Origin of the sequence: Streptomyces marinisediminis (assembly GCF_026262575.1) — a bacterium.
Taxonomy (GTDB): domain Bacteria; phylum Actinomycetota; class Actinomycetes; order Streptomycetales; family Streptomycetaceae; genus Streptomyces; species Streptomyces marinisediminis.
This window is the reverse complement of sequence record NZ_JAPKFL010000044.1, coordinates 1-20,594: the sequence shown is the minus strand read 5'-3', so window position 1 is coordinate 20,594 and position 20,594 is coordinate 1. Positions and strand designations below refer to the sequence as shown.

19 protein-coding genes are annotated in these 20,594 nt (G+C 75.9%); 2 read left to right on the top strand and 17 right to left on the bottom strand.

Annotation, left to right across the window (positions count from 1 at the left end; genetic code table 11):
* Positions 1-94: 94 nt before the first annotated feature.
* The 6 genes from OSB71_RS23280 to OSB71_RS23255 all read right to left on the bottom strand — a co-directional run bounded on the left by OSB71_RS23280 (position 95) and on the right by OSB71_RS23255 (position 6,622).
* Positions 95-901 carry a GntR family transcriptional regulator gene (locus OSB71_RS23280; protein ID WP_265950775.1) on the bottom strand — a complete coding sequence of 269 codons (807 nt, stop codon included), beginning with the start codon at positions 899-901 and terminating at the stop codon, positions 95-97.
* An 8-nt stretch (positions 902-909) separates the two neighbouring features.
* Positions 910-2,271, bottom strand: a complete 1,362-nt coding sequence (locus OSB71_RS23275) for an aspartate aminotransferase family protein (RefSeq protein ID WP_265950774.1) — start codon at positions 2,269-2,271, stop codon at positions 910-912.
* A 258-nt stretch (positions 2,272-2,529) separates the two neighbouring features.
* On the bottom strand, positions 2,530-3,168 hold the full coding sequence (locus tag OSB71_RS23270) for a class F sortase (protein ID WP_265950773.1): 639 nt from the start codon (positions 3,166-3,168) through the stop codon (positions 2,530-2,532).
* An 89-nt stretch (positions 3,169-3,257) separates the two neighbouring features.
* Positions 3,258-3,788: a hypothetical protein gene (locus OSB71_RS23265; RefSeq protein WP_265950772.1), complete on the bottom strand. Its 531-nt coding sequence runs from the start codon at positions 3,786-3,788 to the stop codon at positions 3,258-3,260.
* Positions 3,789-4,037: 249 nt separating this feature from the next.
* Positions 4,038-5,681 (bottom strand): ABC transporter permease, encoded by a 1,644-nt coding sequence (locus tag OSB71_RS23260; protein WP_265950771.1) that lies wholly within the window; start codon positions 5,679-5,681, stop codon positions 4,038-4,040.
* Positions 5,678-6,622: an ABC transporter ATP-binding protein gene (locus OSB71_RS23255; protein ID WP_265950770.1), complete on the bottom strand. Its 945-nt coding sequence runs from the start codon at positions 6,620-6,622 to the stop codon at positions 5,678-5,680. The genes OSB71_RS23260 and OSB71_RS23255 overlap by 4 nt, the downstream gene beginning before the upstream one ends.
* 96 nt (positions 6,623-6,718) lie before the next feature.
* Here OSB71_RS23255 and OSB71_RS23250 point away from each other — a divergent pair, with 96 nt between their 5' ends.
* Positions 6,719-7,333 carry a GbsR/MarR family transcriptional regulator gene (locus tag OSB71_RS23250; protein WP_416237316.1) on the top strand — a complete coding sequence of 205 codons (615 nt, stop codon included), beginning with the start codon at positions 6,719-6,721 and terminating at the stop codon, positions 7,331-7,333.
* Between the two features lie 206 nt (positions 7,334-7,539).
* Here OSB71_RS23250 and OSB71_RS23245 read toward each other — a convergent pair whose 3' ends face one another.
* Positions 7,540-8,415 carry a diacylglycerol kinase gene (locus OSB71_RS23245; protein ID WP_265950769.1) on the bottom strand — a complete coding sequence of 292 codons (876 nt, stop codon included), beginning with the start codon at positions 8,413-8,415 and terminating at the stop codon, positions 7,540-7,542.
* A 207-nt stretch (positions 8,416-8,622) separates the two neighbouring features.
* Between OSB71_RS23245 and OSB71_RS23240 the strand changes: the two genes are divergently transcribed.
* Positions 8,623-9,909, top strand: coding sequence for an adenylosuccinate synthase (locus OSB71_RS23240; protein WP_265950768.1), 1,287 nt, complete (start codon positions 8,623-8,625; stop codon positions 9,907-9,909).
* 219 nt (positions 9,910-10,128) lie between these two features.
* On the opposite strand, the gene OSB71_RS23235 is transcribed toward OSB71_RS23240, so the two are convergent.
* The 10 genes from OSB71_RS23235 to OSB71_RS23190 form a co-directional block, all read right to left on the bottom strand.
* Positions 10,129-10,830: an alpha/beta hydrolase family protein gene (locus OSB71_RS23235; protein ID WP_265950767.1), complete on the bottom strand. Its 702-nt coding sequence runs from the start codon at positions 10,828-10,830 to the stop codon at positions 10,129-10,131.
* Positions 10,827-12,074 (bottom strand): kynureninase, encoded by a 1,248-nt coding sequence (gene kynU, locus OSB71_RS23230; protein ID WP_265950766.1) that lies wholly within the window; start codon positions 12,072-12,074, stop codon positions 10,827-10,829. The genes OSB71_RS23235 and kynU overlap by 4 nt, the downstream gene beginning before the upstream one ends.
* A complete protein-coding gene (locus OSB71_RS23225; protein WP_265950765.1) occupies positions 12,067-12,888 on the bottom strand; it encodes a tryptophan 2,3-dioxygenase family protein in 822 nt (273 codons plus the stop codon). The genes kynU and OSB71_RS23225 overlap by 8 nt, the downstream gene beginning before the upstream one ends.
* Before the next feature lie 97 nt (positions 12,889-12,985).
* A complete protein-coding gene (locus tag OSB71_RS23220) occupies positions 12,986-13,399 on the bottom strand; it encodes a DUF3151 domain-containing protein (RefSeq protein ID WP_265950764.1) in 414 nt (137 codons plus the stop codon).
* Between the two features lie 755 nt (positions 13,400-14,154).
* Positions 14,155-15,177 (bottom strand): class II fructose-bisphosphate aldolase, encoded by a 1,023-nt coding sequence (gene fbaA / locus OSB71_RS23215; RefSeq protein ID WP_265950763.1) that lies wholly within the window; start codon positions 15,175-15,177, stop codon positions 14,155-14,157.
* A 185-nt stretch (positions 15,178-15,362) separates the two neighbouring features.
* Complete coding sequence (pyrE, locus tag OSB71_RS23210) at positions 15,363-15,902, bottom strand: orotate phosphoribosyltransferase (protein ID WP_265950762.1); 540 nt, start codon at positions 15,900-15,902, stop codon at positions 15,363-15,365.
* A 33-nt stretch (positions 15,903-15,935) separates the two neighbouring features.
* Entirely contained in the window at positions 15,936-16,730 is a 795-nt protein-coding gene (locus OSB71_RS23205; RefSeq protein WP_265950761.1) for an aldose epimerase family protein, read from the bottom strand.
* 169 nt (positions 16,731-16,899) lie between these two features.
* Positions 16,900-17,907, bottom strand: coding sequence for an SRPBCC family protein (locus OSB71_RS23200; RefSeq protein WP_265950760.1), 1,008 nt, complete (start codon positions 17,905-17,907; stop codon positions 16,900-16,902).
* 73 nt (positions 17,908-17,980) lie between these two features.
* On the bottom strand, positions 17,981-19,639 hold the full coding sequence (locus OSB71_RS23195; protein WP_265950759.1) for a polyamine aminopropyltransferase: 1,659 nt from the start codon (positions 19,637-19,639) through the stop codon (positions 17,981-17,983).
* A 142-nt stretch (positions 19,640-19,781) separates the two neighbouring features.
* Positions 19,782-20,306, bottom strand: a complete 525-nt coding sequence (locus OSB71_RS23190) for a DUF2617 family protein (RefSeq protein ID WP_265950776.1) — start codon at positions 20,304-20,306, stop codon at positions 19,782-19,784.
* Positions 20,307-20,594: the final 288 nt, after the last annotated feature.

The following is a 20,594-nucleotide window of genomic DNA, read 5'->3' as shown; positions in this document are numbered from 1 at the left end:
GTGCCGCGTCCGTCGGGGTCCGCCCGTCAGGGAGCGGCGTTCGGTGCGGTGCGTCGCAGGGCGCCGGATCGGCGGCGTGGTGGGCGCAGGCGGCCTACTCGGTCGATTCGGCGACGCCGCGGGGCGCCGGGCCGGGCGTCGCGACGGGGCGGACCCTGGCCGCCGCGGCACCGGTGGCGGGGTCGGCGAGGGCGTGGACGAGGGCGCGCGCGTGGTCGTTGTACGCGGTGACGATGCGCTCGACCTCGGCCGCCTCGCCCCGCTCCACGGCGGCCACGAGCTCCAGGTGCCCCGTCCACAGCAGGCCGCGCAAATCGCGCTGGACGCGCAGGTGGGGCACGGCGAACACCCAGGCGTGCACGCGCAGCCGGTCGAGGAAGTCGGTGACGTAGGGGTTGCCGACGAACTCGCCGAGCTCCCGCCAGAACCGCAGGTCGTAGCCGATCAGCACGTCCAGGTCGCCGCTGAGCGCGGCGCGGCGGGCGGCCTCGGCGCGGCGCCGGATGGAGGCGAGGGCCGCCGTGGTCACCCCCGGGGGCTGCCGGCAGGCGGGCAGCGCGGTGAACGCCGCGGTGCGGAAGACGCCCTCGATGACCAGGGCGCGGGCCTGGACGATGGCCAGGAAGTCGGCGAACGTGAACGCGTGGACGCGGTAGCCGCGGTGGTGGTCGACGTCCAGCAGGCCCTGCGCGCACAGGTCGACCAGCGCCTCGCGCACCGGCGTCGCGGAGACCCCGTACTGCTCGGCGATCTCCTTGACGGTGAAGGGGTGCCCCGCCGGGAGGCGCCCGGCCAGCACCTCGTCGCGCAGCGCCTCCGCGAGCTGCTGCCGCAGGGTGCTGCGGGTGATGCGCCCGGACGTGCCGGACGGCCGAGCGGCCCCCGGTGACCTGGCCGGCACCGTCGCCCTCAGCCCGCGGCGTGGGCGTCGGCGGTGGCCAGGGCCGCGTCCAGGATGGCCAGCCCCTCCCGCGCCTCGGCCTCGCTGAGCGTGCACGGCGGCACGACGTGCAGCCGGTTGCCGGAGACCAGCGGCCACAGCCCGCGCTGCTTGCAGGCGGCGGCGAGCTCGGTCATCGGGCGGTTGGCGTCGCCGGTGGCCTGGTAGGGGACGAGCGGTGTGCGGCGCTCGCGGTCGCTGACGAGTTCGAGGGCCCAGAAGACGCCGGTGCCGCGCACCTCGCCGACGGCGGGGTGCCGGTCGGCCAGCGCGCGCAGCCCGGGGCCGAGCACGTGCTCGCCCAGGTGCGCGGCGTGGTCGACGATGCCCTCCTCGGCCATGGCGTTCAGCGTGGCGACGGCGGCGGCGCAGGCGAGCGGGTGCCCGGAGTAGGTGAGCCCGCCGGGGTAGGGCCGCTCGTCGAAGTCGGCGGCGATCTCCGCGGAGATGGCGACGCCGCCGAGCGGCACGTAGCCGGAGTTGACGCCCTTGGCGAAGGTGACGAGGTCGGGGGCGGCGCCGTTCTCCAGGTAGTGGTCGAGCGCGAGCCAGCGCCCGGCGCGGCCGAAGCCGGCCATGACCTCGTCGAGGATGAGGACGATGCCGTACCGGTCGCAGATCTCCCGGACGCCGGGAAGGTAGCCGGGCGGCGGGACGAGGATGCCCGAGCCGCCGGGGATGGTCTCCAGGATGACGGCGGCGACGGTGTGCGCGCCCTCGAAGACGATCGTCTCCTCCAGGTGCGCGAGCGCGCGCTCGCACTCCTGGGCCTCGCTGGTGGCGTGGAACGCCGAGCGGTAGAGGTAGGGGCCCCAGAAGTGGACGACGCCGGCGGTGCCGGTGTCGCTGGCCCAGCGGCGCGGGTCGCCGGTGAGGTTGATCGCGGTGGAGGTGGCGCCGTGGTAGGAGCGGTAGGCGCTCAGCAGCTTGGGGCGGCCGGTGTGCAGCCGCGCCATGCGCACGGCGTTCTCCACCGCCTCGGCGCCGCCGTTCGTGAAGAAGATCTTGTCCAGGTCGCCGGGGGTGCGCTCGGCGACCAGGCGGGCGGCCTCGGAGCGCACGTCCACGGCGAAGCCGGGCGCGACGGTGCACATCCGCCCCGCCTGCTCCTGGATCGCGGCGACCACCTTGGGGTGCTGGTGGCCGATGTTGGCGTTGACGAGCTGGGAGGCGAAGTCCAGGTAGCGGTTGCCGTCGTAGTCCCAGAAGTAGGAGCCCGCGGCGTGGTGGACGGGCAGCGGGTCGAGCGCGCCCTGCGCGGACCAGGAGTGGAAGACGTGCGCCCGGTCAGCGGCCTTGACGCTCGCCTTGTCAGCGGGCCTGTTGCTCATGCCGTGGGTACCTCACGCTCGCCGTCGGGGTCTCCCCGAAGGGTAATGCCTCCACCCCCGGCGGGTCCCGCCGTCACCGCCACCGGACGGCGCGGGCCCCGCCGCGGCGCCCGCGACGCCCCGGCCGCCACGACGGCCGGGGCGCGGGGCCACCGCGGCGTACACGGCCGTCAAGCCCTTGGGGGCGTCGGAGGGGCGACGCGCACGGGCCGCCACCGTGGCGGTGGCGGCCCGTGCGCGGTCGCGGACGCGGGGGCGTCAGGAGGCGAGGCTGGCGAAGGCGACGATATTCGCGTCATAGCCCTCCTCCTTCGTCCAGCTCCCGCCGCAGGTGATCAGCCGGAGCTGGGGCCGCTCGGTGGGCCCGTAGACGCGGTCGTTGGGGAAGCGGTCCTTGGCGTACTGCTCGACGGAGTCGACGGTGAAGACCACGGTGGAGCCGTCCGCCCGCGCGACGCGGACCTCGGCGCCGGGTTCGAGCGAGCCGACCCCGGCGAACGCGGCCGGGCCCTTGTGGGTGTCGAGGTGGCCGACGAGGAGCGCGGGCCCCTGCTCGCCGGGCGAGGGTCCGTGCTCGTACCAGGCCACCCGGTGGGCGTCGTCCTCGGCGGGGACCGGCGGGGTGCCGTCCTTCTCGGCGGGGGCGGGGAAGACCTCCAGGTCCGCCTTGAGCTGCGGAATGCGCACGTGGGTGGGCACCGAGCGGGGCAGGGCCGGGGAGGCGGCCTCCGCCCCCGGACTCTCCCGGCCCTCGGCCCGGGAGAGTCCGGCGTCCACAGCCTGGGGACGGGACACGCCGTCGGCCACCGTGGTGAGCCCGGGTCGCGGGCGCTGCGCGGCCGTGCCGTCGTCCGGCAGGGCCGCCGCGCACAGCGCTCCGGCCACGAGGACGGTCACGGCCGCGGCCACCCCTTCCAGACGGCGACCGCGCGCCGCGACCCGTTGCTGACGCGTCGTCATCGGTATCCGGGATATCCGGGGGCGGCTCACGCCCGGTCCCCGGCGGACCGGCGGCGCCAGACCAGGAAGTACCCGGCGGCACCGGCGGCGGCCAGCCCGCCCGCGACACCCGCGGCGGCCGGCATGCCGGACTCCGCCTCGGCCGCGAGGCCGCCCAGACCGGCGTTGGCGGCACCGCCGACGCCGCCGGTGTAGGTGAAGGTGCCGGTGAGCGGCTGGTGGTTCCGGCAGTAGCCGGTCACCTGGTACTTCTTGCCCGGGGTGAGGCCCTCGCCCATGACGGTGGCCGAGGCGAAGGTGTCCTTGCGGTGGTGGCGGTCGCCGTGGTGGTGGCGGCCGTGGTGGGCGCGGCTGCGCGCGAACGCGTCCGAGGCGACGGTGCCGTGCCCGCCGTCCTTGCAGTTGGCCTTGACCTCGACGTGGGTGCCGGGGCCGCCCGACGAGGGGTAGAGGGTCAGGCCGCCGTGGCCGGTGTCACCACCGGCGAACGCGGGGGCGGCCATGCCGAGGACGAGCGCGGTGGATGCCGCGGCGGTGGCGAGAGAGCGCATCTTCATGGGGTGCTGTGACCTCCGGTCAGCGGGCGCGCGTGCGGGGGCTTGTCCCCCGCCGGTTCCGCGCGCCTTCGTCGACCATGCGACCAGCGCCCCGGGCGCGTCGCACCCCGGGTACCGCCCCCCGGGTACCCCGTTGCGCCAACCGGGCGCGACGCGCCCCGTGCGGCCGACGGCCGCACGGGGCGCCGGGTGTGGGGCCGGGCGTCGGCGGCGAACTGGCCCGCCGTCAGCCGACGGCGCCTCGGGGTGTCAGTTCGTCAGCAGGTCCCGGCGGCGGAAGCCCGCCAGGCCGAGGGCGACGAGCACCGCGGCCAGCAGCGTCAGCACGAGCAGCGGCGTCCAGGTCAGCGACTCGGCGGGCAGCCGGGGGACGTGGCTGAACGGCGACAGGCGCGTCAGCCAGTCGGGGAACTGGAGGAGCTGGCCGAGGTAGCCGACGACGAAGGCCAGCAGCGGCACCGTCCACGCCAGCGTCACCGCCTGCGGCAGCCAGCCGTACAGCAGCACCGCCACCCCGGCGGTGACCCACAGGGCCGGGGCGTAGGCCAGCGCGGCGCCGACCAGCTCGCCCACCAGGGCGCCGTCGCCGGTGGCGGACGCACCCGTCAGGCCGAAGCCCAGCCCGGCCGCCAGCAGGACGAGCGTGCCGCCGGCCAGCGCGACCGTGAGGTGTCCGCCGACCCAGCGGGAGCGGGACAGGGCGGTGGACAGCAGCGGTTCGGCGCGCCGCCCGCTCTCCTCGGCCCGGGGCCGCAGCGCGGCGAGCACGACGTAGATGGCGGCGATCACCGCCAGGATGATCATCACCATGGACGCGAAGGACTCGGCCACGCTCGCCCCGCCCAGCCGGGCGAGCGCCTCCTCCAAGGCCGCCACGTCACCGACCATCTCCTCCGCGTCGCCGAGCACGCCCCCGTAGGCGGCGCCGAGCACGAACAGGGCGACGGCGAACCCGAGGAGCAGCCCGCGGTGCAGCCGCCAGGCCAGCCCGAGCGGCCGGGTGAGGGCGGTGGCGGCCCGCGCGGGGCCGCCCCGGCTCTGGCGCAGCCCGGCGCCGACGTCGCGGCGCGTGCTGAGCAGCACGGCGAGCGCCAGCACGGCGGCGGTCACGGCCAGCGACAGCAGCAGCGGCCACCAGCGGTCCTCGGCGTAGACGTAGGTGCGCTGGGCCCAGCCGATCGGCGACAGCCAGGACAGGGCGCCGCTGCCCACGTCGCCGACCGCGCGCAGCAGGTAGGCGAGCCCGAGCACGGCGAAGGCCAGCCCGGAGGCGCCCCGGGAGTGCGCGGTGACCTGCGCCGTCACCGCGGCGACGGCGGCGAGGAACAGGCCCACGGCGGCGTGCGCGGCGCCGTAGAGCACCGACCCGCCCCAGCCGACGCCCGCCAGCCCCTGGCCGCCCAGGACCAGGGTGAACGCGGCGGCCACGGCGAGGTTGGCGACGACGGCGACGCCGAGCGCGGAGGCCAGCGGGGCGTGCCGCCCGACGGCGGCGGAGCGCACCAGCTCCGCTCGCCCGGTCTCCTCCTCGGTGCGGGTGTGCCGGGTGAGGGTGAGCACGCTGAGCAGGGCCACCATGACGGCGGTGAAGCCGAGCATCTGGTGGCCGAGCATGGCGCCGTAGGTGTAGTCGGCGAGGTAGCGCTCGGGGCCGGTCATGGCGAGCCCGGCGGGGCTGCTGACGGACTCGGCGGCGGTCGCGCGGGCCTTCGCGTCCGGGTAGAGGCCGTGGAAGCTGTTGGCGGTGGCGGCCGTGCCCAGGGTGAGGGCGGCGACCCACACCGGCAGCCGCACCCGGTCCCGGCGCAGCGCGAAGCGCAGCAGCGTGCCGGTGCCGGTGAGGGTGCTCCCCCCGCGCCGGGCGGCGGGGGCGGTGGTGGCGAGCGTGCTCATCGCGCCGCCTCCGCGTCCGGGCCGCCGTCGGCGGGGGCCGCGCCGTACGCGTCGCCGTAGTGACGCAGCATCAGCTCCTCCAGGGTCGGCGGGTGGCTGGTGAGGCTGCGCACCCCGGCGGCGCTGAGGCGCCGGATGACGGCGTCCAGCTCGGCACCGTCGACGGCGCAGCGCAGCCTGCCGTCCTCGGTGCGCAGGTCGTGCACCCCGGGCAGCGTGTCGAGCCCGTCGACGGGGCGCTCGGTCTCGGCCTCCACGGTGGTGCGGGTGAGGTGGCGCAGCTCGCTGAGCGTCCCGGCCTGCACGACCTGGCCGAGCCGCACGATGCTGACGCGGTCGCACAGCTTCTCCACTTGGGCCAGGATGTGGCTGGAGAGCAGCACGGTGCGGCCGGTGGCCTTCGCCTCGCCGATGACGTCCTGGAAGACGACCTCCATGAGCGGGTCGAGCCCCGCGGTGGGTTCGTCCAGGAGCAGCAGCTCGGCGTCGGAGGCGAGCGCGGCGACGATGGCGACCTTCTGCCGGTTGCCCTTGGAGTAGCTGCGGCCCTTCTTGGTGGGGTCCAGGTCGAAGCGCTCGGTGAGCTCGTCGCGGCGGCGCCGGTCGAGGCCGCCGCGCAGCGTGGCGAGCAGGTCGATGGCCTCGCCGCCGGTGAGGTTCGGCCACAGCTCGACGTCGCCGGGCACGTACGCGAGGCGCCGGTGCAGCGTGACGGCGTCGTGCCAGGGGTCGCGGCCCAGCAGCCGGGCGGTGCCGGAGTCGGCGCGCAGCAGGCCGAGCAGCACCCGGATGGTGGTGGACTTCCCGGCTCCGTTGGGCCCGAGGAAGCCGTGCACCTCGCCCTCCCCGACGGTCAGGTCGAGCCCGTCGAGCGCGCGGGTGCGGCCGAAGGTCTTGACCAGCCCTTCGACGGAGATCGCGGCAGTGCGTGACGTTGTCATGGTTTCGAAGCTACGCTTGTTTCATAAGTTTGTGAAGTTAGGAGAACGTCAAAACCCCCGACCACCCGGCGGGGTCCCACCTGGGAGGATGGTGACGTGTCCAAGCCCGCATCCGACCCCGCCCAGCCCCCGCACGACGGCGACGGTGCCGACGGGGCCGACGCCCGCGGCGTCGACTACCCCGAGCCGATCGCCGCCTTCGTGGAGCGGCTCGCCGCCGATCTCACCGAGGCCGGCATGCAGCGCATGGCCGCCCGCGTCTTCGCCTGTCTGCTCGCCTCCCGCAGCGGGGCCCTCGGCTCCGCCGAACTGAGCGAGCGGCTCCACATCAGCCCGGCCGCCGTCTCCGGCGCCGTCCGCTACCTGAACCAGATGCACCTGGTCACGCGCGAACGCGTCCCCGGCTCCCGCCGCGAGCAGTACCGGGTGCACGCCGACGTGTGGTACGAGTCCATCCTCAACCGGGGCTCGCTGATCGTCCGCTGGCTCAGGACGTTCGACGAGGGCGTCGCCGCGCTCGGCGCGGACACCCCCGGTGGGCGCCGGCTGGCCCGGACGCAGGATTTCCTCGCCTTCCTGCACGACGAGCTGGAGCAGATGATGGCCCGGTGGCGCAAACTGCGCGCCGAAGCGGACGCCACCCCCCGCGCCGCCGCACCGGACGAGGGACCCCGCGCCGGGGACGTCCGGGGCCGGGACGCGGAGGACTGAGCCCGCGGGCCGCACCGGCACGCGGCCAGGACGCACGCGGGCCGGGCGGCGCGGGAGCGGGCGGCGCGGGAGCGGGCGGACGGAGCCGGGCGCCGCGGGAGCCAAGCGGTCGGCGGCACGCGGGACGGAGACACCTGGCCGGGGCCCGGAGGCCGGGGCACGCGGGACCAGGGCCCGGAGGGCCACGGGTGCTGCGGGCGGCGGGCTCAGCGGGGCGGCAGGGTCAGGCGCAGGGCGGACGGGGACACCGTCCATCTCCGCGTGTCGAACTCCGGGCCGGAGACCGTGACGGCCCGCGCCCTCGCCCTGACGAGCGCGGCTTCCGCCCCCGGCGGCACGGCCGGGCCGCAGCCGCGCCCAGGGCCCGGGCCGCGGGCCGAACCGGGCGCCGGACGCACCACCACCTCGGCCAGACCGCCGCCCGTGGCCCCGGACCCCGTGGACACCGACACCTCCGCCACCGGCCGCCCCGGGTCCGCGAGCAGCACGCCGTCCGCCTCCACGCGCAGCCGGGGCAGCGGCACGGCCGGGCGCCGACCGGGCCACACCCGCGCCGCGCACCGCCCGAGCGAGCCCAGCACCCCCGGCGCCGTCCCCTCCGGAGGGCGCGCGGGGCCACGGGCGGGGCGGGCCACGGACGGGATGCGCACGCCGCCCAGCAGCACCGGGCCGCCGTCCTCCACCAGCAGGTCCAGCGGCTCCTCGGCACCCGCCAGCACCGCGCGGGCGGCCGCCACCGCGTCCGCGGGCAGCCCGAGGCCCCGCGCCAGGCTCACCGTCCACTCCGGCCCCACCGGCACCACGCCCAACAGCGCCGGGGCCGCGTCCCGGCACCCCGTGCCCGCGCGCTCCCGGTGCAACTGCTCGACCACGCCCAGCAGCGCCCGGTCGTCGCCGACGACCACCGGGCGGCGCCGCCCGCGCCGGGCCACCGCCCGCGCGACCTCCTCCCGGCCCCGCGGCAGGCACACCTTGACGCTGACCGGCCCCGCGCCCAGCACGTCCCGGGCGATGCGCACGGACTCCGCGTCGACGTGGCGGGCCACCGGATCGACGACCACGAGCAGGTCTGGAGCCGACACGTTGGTCCCTTCTCAGGTAATCTCTCGGTGCAAGAGCCCCTGCCGCTGTTGCGCCAGGGGCTTCGGTCTATCCGGGGCACCGGTTCACGGCTCTCGTGGCGGCGCCTGCGCCACCACGTCGCGTCACGCCACGCGACGTGGCCGCGCGCACGCGTGCCTCCGCCACTCGCACGTTGGACATGCCCCGCCCGGAAGGGGTGTACGCCTGTGCCCGCGCTTGTGCTGCTCGGTGCCCAGTGGGGAGATGAGGGGAAGGGGAAGGCCACCGACCTGCTCGGTGGCTCCGTCGACTACGTCGTCCGCTTCCAGGGCGGCAACAACGCCGGCCACACCGTCGTCGTCGGTGACCAGAAATACGCCCTGCACCTGCTGCCCTCCGGCATCCTCTCCCCCGGCTGCACCCCGGTGATCGGCAACGGTGTCGTCGTCGACCCGGCGGTGCTGCTGAGTGAGCTGCGCGGTCTGAACGAGCGCGGGGTCGACACCTCCAAGCTGCTGCTCAGCGGCAACGCGCACCTGATCACGCCGTACCACACGGAGATCGACAAGGTGACGGAGCGCTTCCTCGGGAAGCGGAGGATCGGCACGACCGGGCGGGGCATCGGGCCCACCTACGCGGACAAGATCAACCGCGTGGGCATCCGGGTGCAGGACCTGTTCGACGAGTCCATCCTGCGGCAGAAGGTCGACGCCGCGCTGGACTTCAAGAACCAGGTGCTGGCCAAGCTCTACAACCGCCGCTCGGTCAGCGCCGAGCAGGTCGTCGAGGAGCTGCTGGGCTACGCCGACCAGCTCGCCGGCTACGTGTGCGACACGACGCTGGTGCTCAACGACGCCATCGACGACGGCAAGGTCGTCCTCTTCGAAGGCGGCCAGGGCACCCTGCTGGACGTGGACCACGGCACGTACCCGTTCGTCACCTCCTCCAACCCGACGGCCGGCGGCGCCTGCACCGGCGCGGGCGTGGGCCCGACCCGGATCAGCCGCGTCATCGGCATCCTCAAGGCGTACACCACACGCGTGGGCGCGGGCCCCTTCCCGACCGAGCTGCTCGACGAGGACGGCGAGAAGCTGCGCACGATCGGCGGCGAGAAGGGCGTCACCACGGGACGCGACCGGCGCTGCGGCTGGTTCGACGCCGTCATCGCCCGCTACGCCACCCGCGTCAACGGGCTGACGGACTTCTTCCTCACCAAGCTCGACGTCCTCACCGGCTGGGAGCGCATCCCGGTGTGCGTGGCCTACGAGGTCGAGGGGCGGCGCGTCACCGAGCTGCCGTACAACCAGAGCGACTTCCACCACGCGAAGCCGGTCTACGAGTACCTGCCGGGCTGGTCCGAGGACATCACCAAGGCCACCTCCTTCGCCGACCTGCCGAAGAACGCGCAGGGGTACGTGCGGGCCCTGGAGGAGATGTCCGGCGCGCCCGTCTCCGCGATCGGCGTCGGCCCCGGCCGCGACGAGACGATCCAGCTCCGCTCGTTCCTGGACTGAGCCGCCCCGCCCGGCCCCGGCCGGCCGCGCACCCCCGCGCCCGCCCGGGGCCGGAGCGCGCCTCGCACCCCGCCCACGCGGGACGCCGGGGTCCGGGCCCACGGGGCCACGCGCGGGGCCGTGGCACCGCCCGGACGCCACCGCCCCACACGGAGCCGTGTGGGGCGGGCCCGCGAGGCCGGAGCCGTGGGCCGGGCCGTGGGGCCGGGGGCGGTTGGCTCAGCCGCGGCGGAGGACGTCGACGAGCACGCCGAACGCCGGGCGCCCCGGGAGGAGGGGCGCGTAGTGCCCGGTGCCCGGCAGCAGGTGCAACCGGGCGCCCCAGTTCGCCGCGTACCGCCGCGACAGCTCGACGGGCACGTCGAGGTCCGCGGTGCCGTGCAGCAGCTCCACCGGCACCCGGGGCAGCAGGCGCATCGGGTCGGCCTCGTCCGGCGGGTGGGCGCCGAGGAACTCGCCCACCGCGCCGGCGCTCAGCCCGAGGTCGGCCGCCCGCCCCAGGTCCGCCACCGGGGCCAGCGCCACGACCCGGTCGGCGGCGCGGTCCCGGCGCGCCGCCGCCCACAGCGCGAGCTGGCCGCCGGCCGAGTGCCCGAGCAGCACCTTGGGCGGGCCGCCGAGGTGGTCCAGCGCGGCGGCCACGTCCTCGGCGGTGACCGGCCAGCCGCCGCCCCCGCCGACCCTGCGGTACTCCACGAGTTCCACGGCGAACCCGTGCCCGGCCAGCGCGGCCGCGAACGGCGTCAGGTGGGAGCGGTCGAAGGCCTCGCGCCAGAAGCCGCCGTGCAGCACGGTGACCCGGGGCCCGCCGCGGCGCCCGAAGAAGTCCACGACCTGCGCGGGATGCTCCCCGTAGCGCTCGGTCTCCTCCGGCGCGACGGGGTCCAGCCTCAGCAGCTCGCGCTCCTCGGCGTCGCTCACGGTCGGCCCTCCACGTCCCGCAGCACCCCGGCCAGGGTGCGCGCCGCGCGCTCGACGTCCGCGAAGGACGTGTACAGCGGTGTGAACCCGAAGCGCAGCACCCCGGGGCGGCGGTGGTCACCGACCACACCGCGCTTGACGAGCTCGGCCATCACCTCCTCGGCCTGCGGGCACTCCAGCGCGATCTGGCTGCCGCGCCGCGCGTGGTCCTCGGGCGTCAGCGAGACCACCCGGCCGGCGGGGGCGAGGTCGGCCACGCAGCGCAGGAAGAAGTCGCTCAGCGCCAGCGACTTCGCGCGCACCTCCGCGACGTCCACCCCGTCCCAGACGGTCAGCGCGGCCTCCAGCGCCAGCATCGACAGCAGGTCGGGGGTGCCCACCCGGCCCCGGCGCGCGTCGGCGGCGGGCGCGAAGTCCGGCGTCATCCCGAACGGGTCGCGGTGGGAGTGCCAGCCCGGCAGCGGCGAGTCGAACCGGGCCTGGTGCTCGGCACGCAGGTAGAGGTACGCGGGCGCGCCGGGGCCGCCGTTGAGGTACTTGTAGGTGCAGCCGACGGCGAAGTCGACGCCGTGCTCGTCCAGACCCACCGGCAGCGCCCCCGCGCTGTGGCACAGGTCCGCGACCAGGCGGGCGCCCGCGGCGTGCGCGGCGGCCGTGACGCCGGGCAGGTCGTGCAGCTCCCCGGTGCGGTAGTCCACGTGGTTGAGCAGCACGGCGGCGGTGCGCCCGCCGACCGCGTCCGCCAGCTCCCCGGGCGGCACCGCCCGCACGGTACGGCCGGTCATCCGGGCCGCGGAGTGGGCGATGTAGCCGTCGGTGGGGAAGGTGGCGGCGTCCACCAGGATCTCGTCGCGGGCCGCGCCCCGGGGGCCGTCCGCGTCGGCCAGGCGCACGGCGCCCACGAGCGCCTTGAAGACGTTGACGGACGTCGAGTCCCCGACCACGATCTGGCCGGGGGCTGCGCCCACCAGCGGCGCGATCCGGTCACCGATGCGCTCGGGCGCCTCCCACCAGCCGGACTCCGTCCAGGAGCGGATGCGCAACTGCCCCCACTCGCGGGCGATCACGTCGGCGATCCGGTCGGGCACCGCGCGCGGCAGCGCGCCGAGCGAGTTGCCGTCCAGGTAGACGGCGCCCTCGGGGTGCTCCGGGTCCTCCAGCACGAACAGTTCGCGCCGCCCGGCCAGCGGGTCCGCCGCGTCCAGCCGGGCCGCCTCCCGCGTCAGTGCGTCGCGCTCAGACATGGCCACGCGCCGTCCACAGCTCGGGGAAGACGTTCTTGCGGGCGCGCTTCTCCAGCCAGGCCACGCCCGCCGAGCCGCCGGTGCCCGCCTTGGCGCCCATGGCCCGCCGGGTGGCGACCAGGTGGTCGTTGCGCCAGCGCCACACCAGCTCCGCGACCTCCGTGAGCGCCTCGCCGAGCCGGGCGGCCGGGGCCTCCGGGTCGCCGGAGTACACGTCCACCCACGCGGCCTCGACCGCCTCGCTGGGCTCGTACCGCTGGCTGACGTCCCGGTCGAGCACCGCGCGCGGGATCTTCGCGCCGTGCCGGGCCAGGAAGTGCAGCGCCTCGTCGTACAGGCCGGGCTGGTGCAGGGCCTTCTCCAGCTCGTCGTGCACCCGCGGGGCGCCGCGGTGCGGCACGAGCATCGACGCCGACTTCTCGCCCAGCAGGAACTCCAGGCGCCGGTACATCGCGGACTGGAAGCCGGAGCCCTCGCCGAGAGCGGCCCGGTAGGAGTTGAACTGCGCCGGGGTCAGGTGCGCCAGCGGCTCCCAGGAGCCGTTCAGCGCCTGCAGCTCGTAGGTGGAGCGCTTCAGCGCCTCCAGCGCCGTGCGCAGCTCGTCCCGCCGCAGCGCCTCCGCGGCGGTCTGCCACTCGTGCACGATGACGGTGAACCACAGCTCCATGACCTGGGTGGTGACCAGGAACACCAGCTCACCGGGGTCGTCCGTGAGCGGGTGCTGGAGGTGGGTCAGGACGTCCGCCTGCACGTAGTCCTCGTACGGCGTCGTTCCCGCGAAATCCAGGTTGGGAGCGGATGGGCTGTCCTGCATCGAAGGTCTCCTCGCACGTCCGCCCGGGGTCACCGGGCCTGCCGCGATCATCTCCGGCGGGCCCGGTGACGGCAAGGGCCGACCGTGCGGGCGCGGGTCAGCCGAGGGTGGCCGCCGCGGTGGGCGAGCTCTCCTTCAGGAAGGTGGTGCAGCGCTCGTACTCCTCCTGCTCACCGATCGCCTCGGCGGCGCGGGCGAGGGCGTGGAGGGCGCGCAGGAAGCCGCGGTTCGGCTCGTGCTCGAACGGCACGGGGCCGTGGCCCTTCCAGCCGCTGCGCCGCAGGGCGTCCAGGCCGCGGTGGTAACCGGTGCGGGCGTAGGCGTAGGACTCGACGGCGTTGCCCGCCTCGAACGCCTCGTCGGCCAGTTGCGCCCAGGCGAGCGAGGACGCGGGATACTTCGCGGCGACGTCGGCCGGCGCGGTACCCGCCGCGAGCGCCTCTCGCGGCTCCGGGTCGTCGGGCAGGTGCGTCGGAGGCGGTCCCCCGAGCAGGTTCTCGTGAATGGCCATACCCCCAGTGTGCCTTGTCACCCCCCACCCGGGACGCCCGATCCCGCACAACGCGGACGACGGCACGCGCGACCGGCGACGCACCGGCCGGACGACGCCGGGGCCCGTGCGGCAACACGCGACCCCGAGCGACGCCGGACACCGGCGGGACAGCGGCCGGACAGGGCCGGGCGCGCACCGGGCGGCGGGCGGCTCCCCCACGGTTCCGACCCGTCGGCGGACGGACCCGCGCGCCCACGGGCGGACGGACCCGCGCGCCCACGGGCGGACCCCCGCAGCCGACCCGGGACGCGGCACGGACGGCCCCGGGCGAGGCCGTGGAGCGACAGACCGTCCGGGCCCACTCCGCACGGCCCGGGCACACGTCGGGCGGGGCCGCACCGGGCGGGCAGCGCAGGACGGCGCGGGGCCGTGCGCGGCGGCCCGGAAGCCATACGGGACAGCCCACGGCCCCGCGCACCACAGCCCCGAGCGCCATACGAGGCGACCCACGGCCCGCGCGGCATGCCCCGGAGGCCGGGCAGAACGACCCCGAGGCCGCGCGGAACGGCCCAGGCGCCGCGCGGACGCCCCGGCGGCCGTGCAAAAAGATTCGGAGGCCCCCGCCGAACGGCCCGGAGGACGGCAGAACAGCCCGGCCACACAGAACAGCCCGGAAACCGCGCAGACGGCTCGGGGCCCGGCCACCGGCCGGGCCCCGAGGGAGCGTGCGTGGGGGCGGGCGCGCCCCTACGCGGTGCCGTCGTGCGGCGTCGTCACTTGAGCTTGGTGCCCGTCGAGCGCAGGTTCGCGCAGGCGAGGCGGACCCGCTCGGCCATGGAGGCCTCGGCCAGCTTGCCCCAGCTCCGCGGGTCGTAGACCTTCTTGTTGCCGACCTCGCCGTCCACCTTCAGCACGCCGTCGTAGTTGCGGAACATGTGGTCCGCGACGGGCCGGGTGAAGGCGTACTGGGTGTCGGTGTCCAGGTTCATCTTCACGACACCGTTCTCCAGCGCCGTCGCGATCTCCTCCTCGGTGGAGCCGGAGCCGCCGTGGAAGACGAAGTCGAAGGGGTTCTGCCGGTCGTACCGCGCGGCGACGCCCTCCTGGAGATCCTTCAGCAGCTCGGGGCGCAGGACGACGTTGCCCGGCTTGTAGACGCCGTGCACGTTGCCGAACGAGGCGGCCAGCAGGTAGCGGCCCTTCTCGCCCAGCCCCAGCGCCTCGGCGGTGCGCAGGGCGTCGTCCACCGTGGTGTAGAGCTCGTCGTTGATCTCGTGGGTGACGCCGTCCTCCTCACCGCCGGTCGGGGTGATCTCGACCTCAAGGATGATCTTCGCGGCGGCGGCCTGGGCCAGCAGCTCCTGGCCGATCCGCAGGTTGTCGGCGAGCGTCTCGGCGGAGCCGTCCCACATGTGCGACTGGAACAGCGGGTTCTGCCCGGCGGCCACACGCTGGCGGGAGATCTCCAGCAGCGGACGCACGTAGCCGTCCAGCTTCTCCTTGGGGCAGTGGTCGGTGTGCAGGGCGATGTTGACGGGGTACTTCGCGGCGACGACGTGCGCGAACTCGGCCAGCGCCACCGCGCCGGTGACCATGTCCTTGCTGTACTGGCCGCCCAGGAACTCCGCACCACCGGTGGAGATCTGGACGATGCCGTCGCTCTCGGCCTCCGCGAACCCACGCAGCGCCGCGTGCAGGGTCTGGGTCGAGGTCACGTTGATGGCCGGGTAGGCGAACTTGCCGGCCTTCGCCCGGTCGAGCATCTCGTTATAGATCTCGGGGGTTGCGATGGGCATCTGTCCGCTCCTTGTGAGATGTGCGGGTGTGCGTGGGGCCCTGACCTTGGGCGACGTCGTCGTCGGACCCATCTTCCCAGACGGCCCCCCAGGCGCCGGAGGGACCGTCCGCTCGGTGGACACACCGGAGGGCGGCAGGTTTCACGTGAAACCCGTGAAACCCGCCGCCCTCCGGGAACGCTCGGTCAGGCCAGGCCCAAGTCGGTCTGGTCGTACGCCTGGTAGTAGGGCAGCCCGGCCCGCTCCACCGCCGGTGCCGCGCCACGCTCGACGATCACGGCGACGCCCACGACCTCCGCACCGGCCTCCCTCAGCGCCTCGACGGCCGTGAGCACCGAGCCGCCGGTGGTGGAGGTGTCCTCGACGGCCAGCACGCGGCGGCCGGCGACGTCCGGACCCTCGACACGGCGCTGCAACCCGTGGGCCTTGCCGGTCTTGCGCACCACGAAGGCGTCCAGGTGCCGCCCCCGCGCGGCGGCGGCGTGCAGCATGGCCGTGGCGACCGGGTCGGCGCCCAGGGTGAGGCCGCCGACGGCGTCGTACTCCAGGGCGGCGGTGAGATCCAGCATGACCTGCCCGACCAGCGGGGCCGACGCGCCGTCCAGCGTGATGCGGCGCAGGTCGACGTAGTAGTCGGCCTCCCGCCCGGAGGAGAGGATCACCTTGCCGTGCACCACGGCCTTGTCCTTGATCTGCCCGAGCAGGGCAGCGCGCGCGTCGGTCATGGCCTTGACCCTATCGAGCCGTGGGCGCGCGCCTCACGGCCGCCGCCAGGACCAGGTCGTGGTGATCTCCAGCGGTGCGATCGGCGTGACGAGCCGCGGGTGCGTGTTGAGGCCGTTGGGCGGCCCGGACTGCGGCTCGACGCACACCGCGTCCTCCTCCTCGTCGTACAGGACGACCCACTCGGCCCGGCTGGTCACCCGCACCGCCAGCTCACCGGGCCAGGTGAGGGTGACGTCCACGCCGTCCGGCATGCCGAAGCAGTCGTCCCACGGCCCGGGCCGGGGATCGACGCGGCGGCCGGTGGGCAGGTGGTCGGCGCCGCGCTCCTCCTGCCAGGCGGGGTCGAACTCCACCCGGGCCGACGGCCCGCCCGGGGCGAGGGTGCGCCGGAACCACGGATGCCAGCCGGCCTGGGCGGGGAAGGAGTCGGACGCCGCCTCCACCCCGAGGGTGAGGGTGAGGGAAGCGCCGTCCTCCGCCAGCTCGGCGAGGTGGGTGACCGTGCCCGACCACGGCCACGGATCGCCCAGTGCCCACAGGAACGCCGCCGCGCGCTCGTCCGCGCTGACGGTGCGCCAGCGACCGTCCCGCGCGAAGCCGTGCAGCGCGTGCGGCGGTTCGTTGACGGGAAGCTGATGGGTGTCGGCCCCGGCGCGGAACCGCCCGTGGTCGGTGCGCCCGCACCAGGGCGCCATCACGAACGCCGGGCGGGCGAGCAGTTCCGTGCCACCGACCTCGATGGAGGCGATGGCGCACCCCCGCTCCGGCTCGAACGTCACCCGCGTCCCTCCGGCGCTCAGCCGGACCTCCGTGTTCTGCGTACTCACGTGGCGAGCGTAGGCCGTATCCGCGCCGACCCCGCGCACCGCCGGCCCGCGACCCCGCGCGCCACCGGCGACGGGACCCGGCCTGGGCCGCCTCCGCGGCGACGCCTCGCCGCCCCGGCGCCTCACCGCGGCGGCAAGCACGGGGCCGCGCGGGGGCGGGAGGCGGGCGTCAGCGGCGGCGGCGCAGCACGCGGGACACCACGACGGCGGAGGCCAGGGCCAGGGCGGCCACCGGAGCGGCCCAGCGCAGGGCGGCGGTGGAGACCGTCTCCGGCGCGGGCTCGGGGGCGTAGCGGCCCCGCGGAGGCGCGTGGTCGACCTCCTCCGCGCTGCGGCCGATCATGGTGCGCCGCGCGTGGGCCGCCTCGGCGGGAGCCGGGGAGCCCGCGACGTACCGCGCGGCGGCCCCGGCGCCGACCTCCTCGGCGGCATCCTCCTCGGCCGGCGGGTCGAGCGGATCGAGCGGATCGAGCGGGCCGAGCGGGTCGGAGGAGGGCGGCGGGGCCGGGGTGTCGAAGACGGGGCCGGCCGGGCCGTCGGAGGTCTCCGGGCCGCCGTAGGACTGCGGCCCGGCGGACTCCGCCCCGGTCGGCTCCGGGTCCGTGGGTTCCGTCCGGGCGTGCTCCGGGGCGCCGGACCCGGCGCCGGTGGGCTCCGGCGACTCGGGGGCCGGGATGCCGGGGATGACGGGCGCGTTGTCGTCGGCGGGCGGGTCGGCCGCGAGGCTCTCCGCGAGCGCCTCGCCGAACCGTTCCAGCAGCCGGTGCCCGGTGGACGTGCGCTGCCTGGGCTCCACCCGGGACAGGCGCCCCGTGCTGCGCACGCTCCCGGCGCAGGCCAGCGCGGTGCCCTCCCCGGACTCCGGGGAGGACGCGGCGCGGGGCGTGAGCGTCAGCGTGAGGCGGGCGTTGCCCTCGCCCCGGGCCTCGCTGCCCTCGCCGGTGACGTGGAAGCCGTCCTCGCCCGCGGCGATCGCCAGCGTGCCCCGGTAGGTGATGGTGGAGCCGGCGATGCGCAGGCGCAGGCGTCCGGCGACGGCCGTGTCGGCGTCCGGTGCCGGAGAGGCGTCGGAGGCGTCGGGCTGGAACCCCGGCACGCAGCGGGCGACGCGCTCGGGCTCCGCGAGCGCCGCCCGGACCGACCCGACCGGAAACGGAACGTACAGCTCATGCTCCATGGTGCGGAGCCTACCCGTGCGGGCCGGATCTGACGTCGATCCCGCCCGCCCCGCCGGTGCCCTCGGCCGACGCTCAACCCCCGTACCGGGGGTGCGGCAGCGTGGACGGGGGCAGCCCGGTCATCCGGTGCCGCAGGGCGGTCCGCGCGGCGCGCTCCAGGTCGGCGGCGGTGAAGGCACCGCCGGTGGGCGCGGCCGGGACGAGGCCGAGCGGCGGCGGGGCGGCGGGCGCGGCGAGCAGGAAGCCCCAGTCGGCGGGATGGCCGTCCCCCGGGGCGCGGTCGGTGCCGGCGGGGTGGCCGGTGCGCCGCCCGTCGACGGCGTAGGGGACGGGGTGCAGGCCCGCCGCCCGGAGGGTGGCCGCCACCGTCCAGAAGGCGTGCCCGGAGCCGCGCACCGACCCGGCGTGCACGGCGACCCGGCCGTCCTCGCTCAGCGCCCGGGGCAGCAGCCCGTAGAACTCCCGCGAGTACAGCCGCGCGCTCTCGGCCAGGCGCGGGTCGGGCAGGCCGGAGAGGACGACGTCGTAGGGGGCCTCGCCGCTCCCGGGCCAGGCGCGCAGCCAGCGGAAGGCGTCGGCGGTCACCACCCGGACCCGGGGGTCGGCGAAGGCGTCGCCGTTGCGCGCCGAGAGCTCGGAATCGCTGCGGGCCAGCGCCACCAGGTCGGGGTCGTGGTCGACGACGGTGACCGCGTGCACGTCGGCGTGGCGCAGCACTTCGCGCAGGGCCAGCCCGTCGCCCCCGCCGAGGACGAGGACGCGGGAGCGCGGCCCGGCGGCCAGCGCCGGGCGCACCAGCGCCTGGTGGTAGCGGGCCTCGTCCGCGCCGCACACCCGCAGGCGCCCGTCGAGGAACAGCTCGAACCCGCAGGGCCCGCCGTCCCGGGGGCTGCGTCCCTCGGTGAGCACGATCTCCTGCGCCGCGGTGTGCACCGCCACCCGCACGTCGGCGCCGTAGACGGCGTGCCGGGCGGCCTCCTCGAACGGCCGGGCGACGGCGGCCCCCGTGCCGAGCAGGGCCAGCACCGAGGCGAAGGCCAGCAGCATCCCGGCCCGGGCGCCGGGGGTGAGGTCGTGCCGGAACAGCCACAGCACGACCGCGCCCCCGGCGACCGCGTTCACCACGCCGACCAGGAGCGCCCCGGTGAGCTGGCCGAAGAGCGGGAGCAGCAGGAACGGGAAGGCCAGGCCGCCGATGAGCGCGCCCACGTAGTCGGCGGCGAAGAGGTCGGCGACGGCGCCGCCCGCGTCCTGGGCCCGGATGCGCTGGATCAGCGTCATCAGCAGCGGCATCTCCGCGCCGATCAGTACGCCGAGCACGAGCGAGAAGGCGACCAGGACGGGGCGCGAGACGCCGAACCAGGCGAAGCAGGCGTACAGCGCCATCGCGGAGCCGCCCCCGACCAGGGCGAGCAGCGCCTCGATGACCCCGAAGCCGACGGTGGCCCGGCAGCGCAGCCGCTTGGCGAGCAGCGAGCCGACGCCCATGGCGAAGACCATCACCGAGAGCACGATGGAGGCCTGGGTGACCGAGTCCCCGGTGAGGTAGGTGGCCAGGGCGACGAGGGCCAGCTCGTACACCAGTCCGCAGGCGGCGCAGACGAAGACGGAGCACAGGACGAGGAAGCGGCCGACGCCCGGCGGCACGGGCAGGTGCAGGGACGATTCGCCCGGCGCCGGGCGCGGCGCGGTGGGGCGCACCGGCCCACGGGACACGGGCTGGTCGATCATGAACGCAACGCTACGTGACGGCAAACCTCCGCAGGGTCACTCCCAAGGGTGGATTCACCTCCCCCCGCAGGCAGCCGTCGGGCTCCTCGCCCACCGCGCCCTCGCGCCCCGCCACCCGGCCCCGCGCCACCGGGGCCGGGTGTCAGGCCGCCGCCTCCTCCCGGGCCCGCACGGCGACGCGGCTGCGCGTGGCGACCAGGCGCCGCTCCTGCGGGTAGGCGTGCCAGGTGCGCCAGCTCACCTGGTGGCCGACGCGCTGGACGAGGAGCGCGGTGAACGCGTACGGGTCGCCGGGGAAGGTGCCGGCCAGGCCGTGCGGGTGGTCGGCGACCAGGGCGAGCAGCTCCCGGGCCCGGCCCGTGAACGAGGTGTGCGAGAGCGTCTCGACCCGCGCGGCGAACTCGTACTCCCAGGTGCCGAGCCGGCGGGAGACGCCGATGGGCAGCGGGCTGCTGCTGCCGGGCATGCAGGCCACGGTCTCCGAGCATCTTTCCCCGTCCTCGCCCAACAGCACCTGGTGGGACGCGCCCAGCAGACGCAACTGCACCTGGGCGCCGGAGAGTTCCAGATCGCGGGTGGCCAGCGCGGGGAGCGGCTCGCGGCCGAGCGCCCAGGCGAGGTCGCCGGCGCGGGTGTCGGTGTAGGCGGTGTTGAGCGTGGTGAGCATGGTCAGCTCCGCAAGCACGTGTGGAGGGTGGGCCGGAAGGTGGCCGGGCACTCCTCGGGGGTGAACCAAGTAATGGCCGTCGTCTGCCAACGTGTGCCCACGTGGGCTCCTGATACGCCATCACCGAACCATGGTGGTCGCCGGGTCCACAGCGCTTTCACCCAACTCCGGTGCGAAATCCATACCCGCGAGGGCGGAGGTGCGCAGGTGTTCAACCGCCGTGCCGGGGCGGCGGGTTCGCGCCACCCCACCCGCCACCCCGGCTCGGTCGGCGGCCGCCGTCTCAGC